A 14,387-nucleotide genomic window follows, 5' to 3' on the forward strand; every position below is an offset into this window, starting at 1 on the left:
TTTTTTAGTCAACTAGAGGTAAAATGTTGACGATTGAAATACGATCACTCTCATCGTTTTTTAATCGTTCAATTATTTCGTGATAGCGGCGCTCAGATAGCGGTTCCTTCTGATCAAATGTTAAAATTTTGTTGTCGATATGATTACTAGTGCTTGGATATTGTTCGATACGATAAATGATTAACAACTTTTTGTAGGCGAATGGCTGTACAATCATGCCTTCAAGCTTTTCTTCGACATGTTCCGTTGCCTGATTAGTTGCATTTTGTTCAATTTTTGTTTGTGTTTTTTTGAATAGGGCCATTATTTCATCTCCGTATTTTTGGTGAAGTAGTTTGTTAGTCCAGCAACAACATTTTTTGCGATTTTCTTTTGATAACTGGTTTTGCGAATGTATTTGAGGTCTTTGTTATTATTGATAAAGCCATTTTCTAGCAGAACAGCAGGTTGTGTGGTGTCTTTGAGTACAATATATGGTGCTGTATCAACACCACGATTAGTCAGGGGCATATTGTTGAGGCTGTCACTTAATGCCTGAGCTAGGCTTTGACCATTTTTATGGTAATAAAATTGAGAAATGCCTGATGCACTAACTGTGGATGAATCAAAATGAAACGAGATTTGTGCATCTGCCTTATATTTTTCACCAACCAAAGGAATTTTGAGTAAAGGTACAATATTATCACTGTCTCGTGTCATCAAAACGCGAGCACCACTTGACGCTAGGGCGGAGCGGACTAGTCTAGCAGTTCGTAGGGTGTAAGTTTTTTCTTTATACTTGCCGTTTTTTGATAAGGCGCCAGTATCAGTACCGCCGTGACCTGGATCTAATACAATAGTGGCTTCACTCAATGCAGTAGCACGTTTCAAGCTAACAGAATTTGCGACCCAACTTGCAACCCACCCAGTTTTTTCGTTGTCAGAGCGTCGTACGTGCCACCAACCATTTTGTTTGTCCATGATAATCAGTTTTGTACCGCGCTTGAGTGAGGCAGTCGAACGATATTGCCGGCCGGGACCTGTTCGTAATTGTACGTTATCGGGTCGCGTAAAGGTTTCAGTTTTTGAGATAAGCGATATAATTAATCCCAAAGTCGTTAATAGGACAACTGTGGTGATAATCACACCAATTAAATTACTAAATAGCCACTTTTTTACCATAATTATCCTAAAATATGTTTCTTTGCTTGCGCTAATAATTGTAACATATTTCTTTTTTTAACGTGGTAAGAAGTTTTAAAATGCCATGTAAGAACATTTATCAACATAAAAAAGCGCAGTTCATTTGAAAAAAGTTTTGAAAAGAAATTTTGTGTAAACGTTTTCATTATTGATGAAATATGTTACAATAAATAAGCATAATTCCTAAATTAGGAACAATAGTATAAACAAAGGATTAAAAGAGTAGACGCAGATGTCAAAAACAATGGCAGTAAACGCCGGTAGTTCTTCACTGAAATTTCAATTATTAGAAATGCCCGAAGAAAAAGTAATTACACAAGGTATGATTGAGCGGATTGGGATGCCTGATGCCGTTATTACTATTAAATATGGTGCAGATATTGAACCTGTTCGTTTGATTGGTGCCGAAGAAGGACAAATTTCGCTCACTAAAAATGGTGGTCAAAAATATGAACATGTTTTAGCTATTAAAGATCATCATGAAGCAATTGATATCATGTTGCAAAAGTTGTCGGATCTGGGTATTATTAAAGATTTTCAGGAAATCACTGGTGTTGGTCATCGCGTTGTTGCTGGCGGTGAGTGGTTTAATCAATCGGTAGTGGTAACAGATGAAGTCTTAGCAAAAATTGATCGTTTGGCAGCTTATGCACCATTGCACAATCCAGCCAACGCAATGGGAATTAGAGCGTTCCAAAAGTTATTACCTCATGCAATTTCTGTGGCCGTATTTGATACGTCATTCCATCAAACTATGCCAGAAAAAAATTACTTGTATAGCTTACCTTATGAATATTATGCGCGTTATGGTGCAAGAAAATATGGTGCTCATGGTACTTCACATCGCTATGTCGTGGAACGAGCAGCTGAAAAGTTAGGTATACCATTAAACGAATTCAACGCTATTTCCCTTCATCTTGGTGCTGGTGCGTCTGTAACGGCTATCAAAAATGGTAAATCAGTTGATACCTCCATGGGATTCACGCCATTAGCTGGTTTGACAATGGCAACTCGTTCGGGAGACGTTGATCCATCTTTGATTTACTATATTCAAGAACGCGAAGGCCTTTCCAATGAAGAAATGTTGAAAGTGCTAAACACAAAATCTGGCTTGCTTGGTGTCTCAACAATTTCTAGCGATATGCGTGATTTGGAAGATGTCCAAGAAACAAACATTCACGCTAAGTTAGCTTTGGACATGTTTTATGACCGCGTGATTCGATATGCTGGTCAATATTTTGCTGAATTGGGACGTGTTGACGCTATCATATTTACTGCTGGTATTGGTGAAAATGACCCTGTAACCCGTGCAAAAGTTTTGAATGCCTTGAAATTTGCTGGTGTTGTCTTGGATGAGACGGCTAACAATGTTCGTGGTAAGGAGAGTGTCATTACAAAACCAGAGTCAACGGTTACAGGTTTGTTAATTCCAACAAATGAAGAATTAATGATTGCGCGTGATGTTGAACACTTGAAAAACGACCAATAAAAAAGTTGCCATTAATTTGGCAACTTTTTTTATGCAATCACCTTTAATTGACCGCGGAAATCCGCAAGTGATGTGTAACCTTTTTCTATTATGATTTCGGATAATTCACGTTCGAGTCGTTCAAAGACGGCAACGCCTTCAATGGCTAACTGTGAGCCAACTTCTACTAAATCAGCGCCACATAAGATATGATCATACACATCACGGCCAGAAGTAACGCCACCTGTCCCAATAATTTTGATTTCAGGATTTAAACGCAAGCGAAGGGCGCGAACGTTTGCAAGTGCAGTCGCTTTTACCAGTGTTCCGCCTACACCACCAAATCCGCCTTTTGGTTTGATGACAACAGTGTCGGTTGCGTCGTCAATGACCAAACCATTGCCAATTGAATTGATGGTGTTAACAAAGGCCAATGGGAATTGGTTTAAAATATTAGCAATGTCATCGAAATGGACGATATCAAAATAGGGGGGCAACTTAACACCTAGTGGTTTTGTGAAAAATGTGAAAGCTTCAGTCAGAATTGCTTGTGTTGCTTCAAAATCATAAGCAGTTTGTGGCTTTCCGGGAACATTTGGGCAAGAAAGATTGAGTTCAACTAAACCATTGAAGTCTGAATCTTGTAATTGATGCAACATCTCAAGATTTTCTTGCTTTGATAATCCAGCAATTGAAAAGAAAATAGGCTTGTGAGTTTGTTTTTTTGCGACATAATCCATATAGTAGTTGAACCCTTCGTTAGGGAGCCCCATCGAATTAATAGTGCCAAGTTTGTTAGGTAATTCGTAATAGCGAGGCGCTGGATTCCCGGGACGTAAGCTAGATGTAGCTGATTTTGTCACCACAGCTCCTGTATGAGCTGATGCCAGCACACTATCTAATTCTTCGGCAGTTTGACACATCACACCGGCCGCATTTAACATAATATGTTCAAAGTTAAAACCAGCAATCGTAGCAGTTAAATTCATAGTAGAAAATCCTTTCAACCCTTGTGAAATATTTATTTAATTATAGCTGAAAATATCAAAAATAAAAACCCTCAATATGATGATATTTTTGTAATGATTGGTGACGGTTATTCGCAATTTAAGGTTGATTTTGCTAAACTTATGAATAGATATTTGATGTTAAGTACAGATACAATTTGACCGATGTATAAATTCTTAGTTGGTTGATGAGCCCGATTAATTGACATTTCTGTTCAAAAATAAGTGTCCAGAAAAGGAGAATGAATCATGATTTTTCACATTAATGCGACCATGCCAGAACAAAAATCAGGCATTGAGCATGCTGAAATTCAGCGGTTTATGTTATTTAAAAAAAATCATATCACTCAAAAACTAGTTTTACGTGATTGGGATCCTGAATGTCATCGTCAAACCATAGCGGCTGGCATTGATGATGATGACTTAATCAATATGTTTGATTATTTTCAAAAGACGACGATTGTTGCAACGCAACTGTTGACGGTGAAAGATCTTGATTTTGGCGTTGCTGGTTTAGTTTTTAATGATGAGCCGAAAAATGCTCGATATTTAGTAGTTGACAACAATCAAATGTTGGTGGCACGTGTTAACTATGTCAATTCAGAAAAACAACGTGTGAAATCTGTTGAGCTTTTCGATGGCTTTGGTAATTTGTATCGTGTTGATCACTATGATGTTCGAGGTTTCAAGTCGTTACAGCAATGGTATACACCAGACAACAAAATTGAATCAGAAACATGGTTAGATGTTCATGGACAGCCAGTTTTGGAAAGCTTTTTTAAAACCACTAAGGCAGTTAATCACCAGTCCGAATTAACTCGAACCAATTGGCATTTGACTTTTAATGATAAAAGTTATGACTTTGATACAATAGAAGACTTAACTATCCATTTTTTAGACGCAATTAATCAAACTTTTTTTAGTGCTTCAGAGCCCAATATCTTTATTTTAGATCGCAGTCATTTAGCTGATTATGGTCTGTTACAGCTTAAAAATCCAGCTTATACCGTCTTACATTTACACAATTCACACGCTGGTGATGCACAAGAGCCGATGCAGTCAATTTTGAACAATAATTATGAATTTGCTATGAATGCTTTGGATCAATACGATGCGGTTGTATCAGCTACGCCGCAACAAACGCGTGATATTCAATTACGTTTTCAGCCTAATGTGCCATTATTTACAATTCCTGTTGGTATCGTCAAGGATACATTACTTCATGCCAAACATGTGAGTGTTGGCCAACGACAATTTGGTAAAATCGTTGCGTTTGCAAGAATTGCTTGGGAAAAGCATTTAGATGACTTAGTTAGGGCTGTTGGTATTGTGAAACAAGAAATACCAGAAGTTAGTTTAGATTTGTATGGTTATGCCGATACAACTGATAATTTTCGAGCAAAGCGTGCTGTCGAAGCTGTGATTGACAAATATCATCTCGCTGATTCTGTCACAATGAGAGGCTATACAACCAATATTGATGCAGTTGAAAATCAAGCCATGATTTATGGCTTAACTTCAAGAATGGAAGGCTTTAATTTGGCAATTATGGAAGGTATTGCCCACGGGTTGATTGCATTGACTTACGATGTCAATTACGGACCAAATGAAATTGTCCAAGATAATATTAATGGCAGAATTGTCCCATATGGTGATTATCGTGCTATGGCTGATGCTATTATAACTGTTTTACGCGATCCTGAATTGGCACAGCGCTATTCTGAAGGTGCTTATCAATCGGCTGAACGATATAGTGAAACCAATGTTATGGCTGCTTGGCAAAAATTAATTGATGATGCTAATCAAAAATGGCAGCACAAAATAGCGGCGACTAATTTAGGGAGGTAAGTGACAGCATGAATTTTTTTATTAGTGAAAATATCTTTTCATTTAACTCTGGCACTGAGCACGCCCAAATTAAACGAACGAAGCTGTTCAATGCATTTGATGATGCTGCTAAATATGTGACTCGCAACTATAATCGCCTACTTGATCGCGATCTTAAAGCGGTTGGTTTGACACCGGACGTGGTGCTAAATATGTATGATTTTTTTCAGGGTACGACTGACGTTAAAAGAATAGAACAAAACTTGCGTTTGCTAAAAATGCTGCCTTTGGATACATATCATATTGTAGCTGATGGGCCTAATCAAAGTTTTTTGAAACATAATGGGCGTAGAATTGCCACGATTACGGTAATGCCTGAGACAGTTGGGCTAGTCAATGAAGTCATTTTTGAAGATCGTGCTGGTAATCCCACTATTCGTGAAAATTGGGATTGGCGCGGATTTAAGTCGAGTGTGGATACTTTTCATCCGGATGATAGTTTAGCCACACAACGTTTTTTGAACTTAAATGGTGAGGTGGTCCTTGAGATAACACACATGGCTATAAATGGTATCGTTCAACCCACGATGTGGCAGCTACTAAATTATCAAGGACATCATTATCGCTTCAATTCAGAAAACGAATTGATGACATTCTTTTTAAATGAAATTGTGAAGCAATATCAAGAGGTTACACTGATTTCTGATCGACGTACACTTGATGAACCTATCGGTAAAGTGAGTGGTGCCAAACAAAAATTTGCTTATTTTCATGATATTCATACACCAAACGTGGTTCAACCTCGTGTCGGGGTGCCTTATCCAGTTTACGAAATGGCTTTGTCCCAAAAAAATCAACAATTTGATGCAATTTTAGTACCAACTGACGCACAACAGCAAGATATTCAAGCAGTTTATCCTAATCTTAATGTTAAAACTGCGCCAGATACTTTCATATCGCCGACAATGCTAACGCAGTCTCAGATTAGTTTTAAAGATCGTGTGAATCATCGTATTTTGTTCTTAGGGCGCTTAAGTCCGGAAAAAAATCCCGAAGCGGCTGTAGAAGTTTTGGCAGTGACGAGACGCTATGTGAACGATGCGACCTTAGAATTCATGGGTTATCCCGCTAATGAAGAAATCGTGCAAAAATTACGGCAATTAGCGCGTGATTTAGGAGTCGAATCATCCGTCATTTTCACACCGTATGGTAATTACGCAGCCGTAAGTGAAGCTTTGTCGCGAGCGCAAGTCATTATTGAAACGTCTCATGGTGAGGGATTCGGAATGAACTTGGTTGAGGCACTGGCTTTTGGGTTACCAATTGTTTCATACCGGATAAATTACACAACGACCACTCATGAAATTGTAGAAAATAACAGCAACGGTTATGTGGTTCCAAGCGCGTCGCCCAATATTATGGCTCAGCGAGTAGCAAACATTTTGAATAATCCTTCAAAATGGACCAATATGAGCACTGCTTCATATCAAAAAGCCAAGTTTTTTTCAGCTGAAAAAATGTACAAAGTTTGGCAACAAGTTTTTAAAAACTAATGAACACCCAATCACTCTGACGTTTGCAGCAATAAAAATCGTATTAGATTTTTGTCAATATTTGGTCAGTTGATTTTGGGTAAAAAAAGGTAAAATAGTACCATGAAACAATTTAGAGTAGAAAATTTAAACAGTACGTATGGCGAAAAGGTCTTATTCAACGATGTCTCTTTTTTAATAACGGCGGGTGATAGAGTTGGATTGATTGGCGTTAATGGTAGTGGTAAAACATCATTATTAAACGCAATATCTGGTGTTGCGCCAGCAGATTCTGGCACAGTTACAACACAAAATGATTACCGTATTGGTTACTTGACGCAGAGTCCAACCTTAGATGACAATGCTTTAGTAATGGATGCTATTTTGTCAGGTGAACAGCCCGTTTTTCAGACTATTCGCAATTATGAAAATGCTTTGCGCCAATTTAGTAATCAGCCGACTGATGAAAAAGTTGCTCAAAATTTTGAAAAAGCACAGGATGCTATGGATCGTGATGATGCTTGGACAACCGAGTCACAAATTAAGACCATTCTAACACAATTGCACATGCCAGATTTACATCACAAAATCAGTGATTTATCCGGTGGTCAGCGTAAACGTGTTGGATTAGCTCAAGTGCTCATTGAAGCACCTGATTTGTTGATTTTAGATGAACCAACCAATCATTTAGATTTTGATTCAATTGCTTGGTTAGAAAAGTACCTCAGTTCATACAAAGGGGCAGTTTTAACTGTCACACATGACCGGTATTTTCTTGATGCAGTTGCCACAAGAATATTTGAGCTATCATTTGGCGATTTGTTTGAATATCAAGGTAATTATCAAGATTATATGCAAAAAAAAGCTGAGCGTGTTGCCCAAAATCAACTGGCAGAACACAAGCAACAGCAATTATATAAACAAGAATTAGCATGGATGAGAAAGTCAGCTCGGGCACGCACAACGAAGCAAAAAGGACGTGAGAACGCGTTTGCCGAATTAGCGTCACAAATGGGAACACTACAAACTGACGAAGATGTAACCGTCAATTTAGGACAACAGCGCTTGGGCAAAAAAGTGATTGTTATAGAACACGCTGGTATTCAGTTTGGCGATAAAACGATTTTGAATGATTTTAATTTGCGTGTGTCTGCTGGTGACCGTATAGGAATTACAGGTGCTAATGGCGCCGGTAAATCAACATTCTTAAATGCGATAGCTGGTCTTGTACCATTGACGAGTGGCATGATTGAGCTTGGTGATACGGTGAAAATGGCTTATTATACACAAATGACTGAAGAAATTCCAGATGACAAACGGGTGATTGCTTATTTGACAGATGTTGCTGGTTCGGTTAAAGATAAAGATGGCAATCAAATCAGTGTTTCTGAATTGCTAGAACAGTTTCTGTTTCCACCCTTTATGCATGGTACTTTAATTCGTAAACTGTCTGGAGGAGAAAAGCGCCGATTATATCTACTTAAACTGTTATTACAGCAGCCTAATGTGTTATTGCTTGATGAGCCGACCAATGATTTAGATATCGGAACCTTAACAGTATTAGAGGACTTTTTGTCCAACTTCGATGGCGCTGTTATCACAGTTTCTCATGATCGTTACTTTCTAGATAAAGTGGCTAACCAATTGTACATGTTTGAGGGCAATGGTGTGGTCAACAGATTTGATGGCCTATTTAGTGCCTATCTAGCGACTCATGAAACGGTAAACCAAGTTAAAGTTAACAAACCAAAGCCAATAATAGTCAATCAAAGCACCAAAAAAAAGCTCACATATAACGAAAAAAAAGAGTGGGAAACGATTGAAACAGATATTGAGAAATTAGAAAATCGTATTAACGAAATCCCCGACGAAATGGCAACATTTGGTACGGATTATGTCAAGCTTGGTGATCTACAACAAGAATTAGATCAATTAAACGAGAATCTTGAAAATAAAATGGATCGCTGGGAATATTTAAGTGATATCGTAGAAAACTCATAATTTATTTATGAGTTTTTTTGTTTTGTAGTTCGTATTATAAAAGCGAGGGAGATAAAATGAAATTAAAACAATTTCTATTAGCATTACACTTAACTCGTGGTATAGGGCGTGCGGCAGAAGCCAAAATTATATATGCAATTGTGAATGATTTAGCACCCACTCATTATCCTTGGTCTTTGGATGAGGTCTTTTCAATTATTGAAAATTATCAGCAAGCTGATAATATCAAATCTAGCTATCATCTGGCTTGTAATCGAGCAGAGACGATAGCATCTGACTATCTGACATATTTTGATGACGATTATCCACCACAATTAAAAGAAATCTATGAGCCGCCATTAATACTGTTTTACGTCGGGAATTTAGCAGCGTTAAGGTTACCTAATGTTGCTGTCGTGGGTACGAGAACGGCGACACCATACGGTTTAGCGGTAATGAGACATCTATTACCCAAAGTAGTCAAATCAGGTATTGCAGTGGTTTCTGGTTTGGCAAAAGGCATTGACGTGATGGCACATCAAATCACTTTTGCCAATTCAGGTGTACCAATTGCAGTTATTGGTACAGGCATTGATATGACATATCCGGCACAAAATCAGGCACTGCAACAGCAAATAGGGCAACAAGGACTGGTATTGAGTGAATACCCACCTGGGACTGGTCCACAGCGATCACATTTTCCAGCGAGAAATCGTATTATTGCAGGGTTATCATCAGCAACACTTGTCATTGAGGCGCAACAAAAATCAGGTAGTTTGATTACTGCAAACCTGGCCCTCCAAAATAATCGAGAAGTGATGGTTGTGCCAGGCTCAATTTTTTCTGAAAATTCTTTAGGTGCAAATGAACTATTAAGATTTGGTGCAAAAATGGTCACAAAATCAACTGATATCATGGAAAGCATACAATTATTTGACACAATTTGATACACTATATACTATAGAAAACAAATTGTGAGGCATATCTCATTGGCAGATACAAAAACAAAGACAACACCAAAGAAAAAAACATCAAAAGTTAAAAAAAATTTAGTTATTGTGGAAAGCCCATCAAAGGCTAAGACAATTGAAAAGTATTTGGGCAGCACCTACAAAGTTGTTGCCAGTTTAGGGCATATTCGGGATTTGCCAAAATCAACTTTAGGTGTTGATGTTGAACATGACTATGATCCTAAATATATTAACATTCGTGGTAAGGGTGATATTATTAAAGGTTTGCGCAAAGAGGCCAAGGCTGCGAAAGCTGTTTATCTGGCTTCCGATCCGGATCGTGAAGGTGAAGCTATTGCGTGGCATTTGCAACATATTTTAGACCTTGATCCAGAAAAGCCTAACAGAGTTGTCTTTAACGAAATTACGAAAGATACCATTAAGAACGCTTTTAAGACACCACGTACAATTAACCAAGATTTGGTGGATGCGCAACAAGCACGCCGCATCTTAGATCGATTAGTTGGCTATTCAATTTCACCAATTCTCTGGAAAACTGTGAAACGCGGACTGTCGGCTGGACGTGTGCAATCAGTTGCTTTGGGTTTGATTATTGCACGTGAACGTGAGATTCAAGCCTTTGAGCCAGAAGAATATTGGACTTTGGATTCCGAGTTTAAAAAAGCGCGGAGTAAGTTTAAGTCAGTTTTCTATGGATTCGATGGTAAAAAGCAACCATTACCAGATAACGACAGTGTTCAGTCAGTTTTGAAACGAATTGATAAAAATGGTGATTTTGATATTGTTAAAGTTGACGCAAAGGAACGGAAACGTCAACCACAACCGCCATTTACAACATCAACAATGCAACAAACGGCCAACACACAGCTTAATTTTAGAACACGCAAGACAATGATGGCTGCTCAACAGTTGTATGAAGGTATTAATTTAGGGCGCGGATTGGGCCAAGTCGGTTTAATTACCTATATGCGTACCGATTCAACCCGAATTTCTTCTGTTGCTAAAAATGCTACGGCGCAATTTATTCATGACACATGGGGCGAGGAATACTCTCAACATAAGCCAATTCAAGGTAAATTACCTGAAGGTGCACAAGATGCCCATGAAGCCATTAGACCTTCTGATGTTACGCGAACGCCAGAATCGATTAAGGACAAACTTACACCTGATCAATTTAAGTTATATTCATTGATTTGGTCACGCTTTGTAGCCAGTCAAATGACGCCTGAAATTTTAGATACAATGGCGGTCACGATTGAACAAAATGGTGTGATATTTAGAGCTAATGGTTCTAAGACAAAGTTTCAGGGCTTTACGAAAGCTTATCCAGCGGCCAAAGTTAAAGACAATGCTTTGCCTGACTTAAATGCAGGAGATAAAGTTAAATTAGCGAAAACTGATCCACAACAGCATTTCACATTGCCACCAGCAAGGTATACAGAAGCCGCCTTAATTAAAGCATTGGAAGAAAATGGTGTTGGACGCCCTTCAACTTATGCACCAACATTAGATACAATACAGCGAAGAAACTACGTGCGTATTGATGCCCGGAAATTTGTACCGACCGAACTAGGCGAAATTGTGCAGACTATCGTTGAGGAAAGTTTCCCAGACGTCACTAATACAAAATTCACGGCTGCTGTTGAACATGAGCTAGATGAGGTAGAAACAGGTGATAAACAATGGGTTCCGGTGATTGATTCGTTCTTTAAGCCTTTCCAAAAAGAGGTTGAGACAGCTGAAAAATCTCTTGAAAAAGTTATTATGCACGATGAATTAGCAGGTATGGATTGCGAAATTTGTGGTGCACCGATGGTTATTAAAATGGGAAGGTATGGTAAATTTTACGCATGTTCTCGTTTTCCCGATTGCCGAAATACCAAAACAATTGTGCAGGAAATCGGCTTGACATGCCCAAAGTGTCATAAGGGGCAAGTCGTTTCTCGTAAGACAAAGCGAGGCCGGACATTCTATGGTTGCTCTCGTTACCCTGATTGTGATTTTGTAACATGGGATAAACCAACAGAAAAAACATTAGCTGATGGTACGACTCCTAAAGAATCGACCGATAAAGCAAATAAATCAACGGCAAAGCAAAAAGCGACCGAATAATTTTTTGGAATACGTGAATTATTTCAAAAATTGGTCGCTTTTTATTTGAATTTAAATATTGATTTTTTGGGGCGCAAGTAGGAAAAGCCTTCGCCTAATTGTTCTTGTGTGTCAAATACGGAAACAAATGCTTTTGGATCAATTTGATTAATGATGTGCCTGACCATGTTGACTTCCGAAGGATCGACGACAGCATAAACGACGCGCTGATCAATGTGTGAGTAGCCACCTTCTGCTTTTAACAGACTGGTGCCGCGATCGAGTTCTGACATAATCGCATGGGATATTTCTTCAGGATACTGTGTAAAAATCATAAATGATCTTGCTGAGTATGCAGCACCTTGCTGTGTAAAATTAACAACTTGTGCAAATACAAATGACGCTATCAAAGTATACATCATGTGTACAATGTCGATATAAATTAAAGAAATAATCAGAACAACTGCATCAAGCGCAAACATTGTTCGACCAATTTGGATGCCTAGTTTTTGTTCTGTAATTTTTGCAACGATGTCTGTACCACCTGATGTACCGCCAAATCGAAAGACAATGCCTAAACCTAAACCAGAAATAAATCCTGCCAGCAAACCTGCGATTAGCATGTCGTGATCAAGTGCGGGTGGTGTCGGGACAACTTGCCATAACCACAACCAAAATGAAAGCGATGAAATACCCCAAATTGTATAAATTAAAGATCGTCTACCGAGTACGCGATAGCCAATAAAAACAAGCGGAATATTCAATAATAGTGTGGTATAAGCTGGGTTCCAACCAAAAAGCGCGCGTAAAATCAACGTGATACCAGAAACGCCACCTTCTGCCAGTTGATTTGGAATATTAATGTTGATTAAACCCCAACCATAAAGGGCTGTTCCCAATGCAATCATACCAATATCACGCACAGAAATGCGTTCTAAATTTGTTACATTCATCGTAAAACCTCGCTAATGTGTTCAATTTCCATGATAACATATTGGCTAGTAAAAACATTGTTATGTTTGGTATAATAGGACTAATAAGAGGTAAATATGGCAGATTATAATTATTATCAAAGACCAAGATTTTATAAAAAAAAGCATCCGATTCGCAATTTTTTTATTGTGTTGGCTTTACTAATTGTTGTTGCGTTAGGCGTTTTTGTTTATATCGGTTATTCTGATTCTCAAAAAACAACTACACCTATTCAACAAAAAGTGTCAAAGAGTAGCACAGTTGACGAAAAAATTGACTCTAATAGTAGTTCTTCAGATGATTCAAGTAGTAGCAGTGAGACATCAAGCGAATCGTCATCATCATCTTCAAGTGCTTCGTCGAGCAGTCAAGATACTGCTGCAGAAATTAAAGAATCAGCTAAATTGAAAGGAAAAACGCTAGCCGAAGCAAAAAAATGGGCGATTGCCCATAATCGTTATTATTCATGGGTTGGCAGTGATAGTGATATTGTTACTAAAGTGACTGATGACGGTCATAATATTAGCTTTGTAGCGTCGAGCAATTAATGATGGTGAACAAGGTTTTGACGATTGCTGGTTCTGATTCTCTATCTGGCGGAGGCATTCAAGCTGATTTAGCGACTTTTGAAGAGTATGGCGTGGTAGGATTGAGTGTCATTACAAGCATTGTTACTGTACAAGCTGATAGTTTTCAAATTTTTCCAATTGACATTAATGTGATAAAAGCTCAGTTGGCTTCTGTTATGTCATTGAATCAAATTGTTGCGATTAAGGTTGGTCTTTTACCAACAGTAGACATTATCAATGTGGTCGCCGATTGTTTAGAGACAATTAGTATTCCTATCATCATTGATCCAGTGATGATTTTTAAAGAAAGCGCTTTAAAAGCTGGTAAAAGTGAATTAGCTCAGGCGATTCATAATCGATTATTACCATTAGCAACAGTTGTGACGCCTAATTTAAATGAAGCACAGTTACTTACCAATAGTGTCATTCACAATGTAGATGATATGAAGCAGGCCGCACGACTTTTAGCTAATGAAGGCGCTAAAAATGTTGTTATAAAGGGTGGTGCGAGATTGTCTGGTGATTTGGCGGTTGACGTTTTATTTGACGGTGAGGAATTTACAATTTTCCAGAACGAGAAAATTAAAACACCAGTGCCCTATAACAATGGTGCCGGATGTACTTTTTCGGCTAGTATTGCTGCTAATTTGGTAGAAAATGATATGCGAGATACGGTACAAGATGCCAAAGAATTTGTGTTGGCGGCTATCAAAAACGGTGTTGTGCTGAACGATAAGTTCAATGTTGGCAATGTTTGGCAAGCAGCGCGGCGTTTGGGATAAAGTAGA

Annotated in this window: 12 protein-coding genes; 8 read left to right on the forward strand and 4 right to left on the reverse strand. The window is 38.3% G+C overall.

The genetic code is table 11. The annotated features are described in order from the left end of the window. Positions 1–4 precede the first annotated feature (4 nt). Together ACI3ES_RS04255 and ACI3ES_RS04260 are read right to left on the reverse strand one after the other, a co-directional pair. Complete coding sequence (locus ACI3ES_RS04255; protein WP_004910387.1) at positions 5–304, reverse strand: hypothetical protein; 300 nt, start codon at positions 302–304, stop codon at positions 5–7. Beyond that, a complete protein-coding gene (locus ACI3ES_RS04260) occupies positions 304–1,161 on the reverse strand; it encodes an N-acetylmuramoyl-L-alanine amidase (protein WP_036068307.1) in 858 nt (285 codons plus the stop codon). Before ACI3ES_RS04260 ends, ACI3ES_RS04255 begins: the two co-directional genes overlap by 1 nt. Positions 1,162–1,414: 253 nt before the next feature. Between ACI3ES_RS04260 and ACI3ES_RS04265 the strand changes: the two genes are divergently transcribed. Then, entirely contained in the window at positions 1,415–2,671 is a 1,257-nt protein-coding gene (locus ACI3ES_RS04265) for an acetate/propionate family kinase (protein ID WP_142511512.1), read from the forward strand. A 29-nt stretch (positions 2,672–2,700) separates the two neighbouring features. Here the strand turns inward: ACI3ES_RS04265 and ACI3ES_RS04270 are convergent, their stop codons facing one another. Continuing rightward, positions 2,701–3,639, reverse strand: a complete 939-nt coding sequence (locus ACI3ES_RS04270) for a dihydroorotate oxidase (RefSeq protein WP_036068311.1) — start codon at positions 3,637–3,639, stop codon at positions 2,701–2,703. 267 nt (positions 3,640–3,906) lie between these two features. On the opposite strand from ACI3ES_RS04270, the gene ACI3ES_RS04275 reads away from it, so the two are divergent. From ACI3ES_RS04275 to topA, 5 genes are all read left to right on the forward strand, one after another. Further along, entirely contained in the window at positions 3,907–5,505 is a 1,599-nt protein-coding gene (locus tag ACI3ES_RS04275) for a glycosyltransferase (protein ID WP_036068312.1), read from the forward strand. A gap of 8 nt (positions 5,506–5,513) precedes the next feature. After that, entirely contained in the window at positions 5,514–7,037 is a 1,524-nt protein-coding gene (locus ACI3ES_RS04280) for a glycosyltransferase (RefSeq protein ID WP_142511510.1), read from the forward strand. 102 nt (positions 7,038–7,139) lie between these two features. Continuing rightward, positions 7,140–9,017, forward strand: a complete 1,878-nt coding sequence (locus ACI3ES_RS04285) for an ABC-F family ATP-binding cassette domain-containing protein (protein ID WP_142511509.1) — start codon at positions 7,140–7,142, stop codon at positions 9,015–9,017. A gap of 56 nt (positions 9,018–9,073) precedes the next feature. Continuing rightward, positions 9,074–9,943, forward strand: a complete 870-nt coding sequence (dprA, locus tag ACI3ES_RS04290; RefSeq protein ID WP_317211203.1) for a DNA-processing protein DprA — start codon at positions 9,074–9,076, stop codon at positions 9,941–9,943. A 42-nt stretch (positions 9,944–9,985) separates the two neighbouring features. Continuing rightward, the gene (gene topA, locus ACI3ES_RS04295) at positions 9,986–12,079 is read left to right on the forward strand and encodes a type I DNA topoisomerase (protein WP_036068320.1); all 2,094 of its coding nucleotides are present in this window, start codon (positions 9,986–9,988) and stop codon (positions 12,077–12,079) included. Between the two features lie 41 nt (positions 12,080–12,120). Here the strand turns inward: topA and ACI3ES_RS04300 are convergent, their stop codons facing one another. Then, positions 12,121–13,011: a YitT family protein gene (locus ACI3ES_RS04300; protein WP_004913038.1), complete on the reverse strand. Its 891-nt coding sequence runs from the start codon at positions 13,009–13,011 to the stop codon at positions 12,121–12,123. A gap of 96 nt (positions 13,012–13,107) precedes the next feature. On the opposite strand from ACI3ES_RS04300, the gene ACI3ES_RS04305 reads away from it, so the two are divergent. Together ACI3ES_RS04305 and ACI3ES_RS04310 are read left to right on the forward strand one after the other, a co-directional pair. Continuing rightward, positions 13,108–13,578 carry a hypothetical protein gene (locus ACI3ES_RS04305; protein ID WP_036068323.1) on the forward strand — a complete coding sequence of 157 codons (471 nt, stop codon included), beginning with the start codon at positions 13,108–13,110 and terminating at the stop codon, positions 13,576–13,578. Between the two features lie 2 nt (positions 13,579–13,580). Next, on the forward strand, positions 13,581–14,381 hold the full coding sequence (locus tag ACI3ES_RS04310; RefSeq protein WP_036068385.1) for a bifunctional hydroxymethylpyrimidine kinase/phosphomethylpyrimidine kinase: 801 nt from the start codon (positions 13,581–13,583) through the stop codon (positions 14,379–14,381). Positions 14,382–14,387 lie beyond the last annotated feature (6 nt).

It is taken from the genome of Leuconostoc falkenbergense, from assembly GCF_045801155.1.
GTDB lineage: Bacteria > Bacillota > Bacilli > Lactobacillales > Lactobacillaceae > Leuconostoc > Leuconostoc falkenbergense.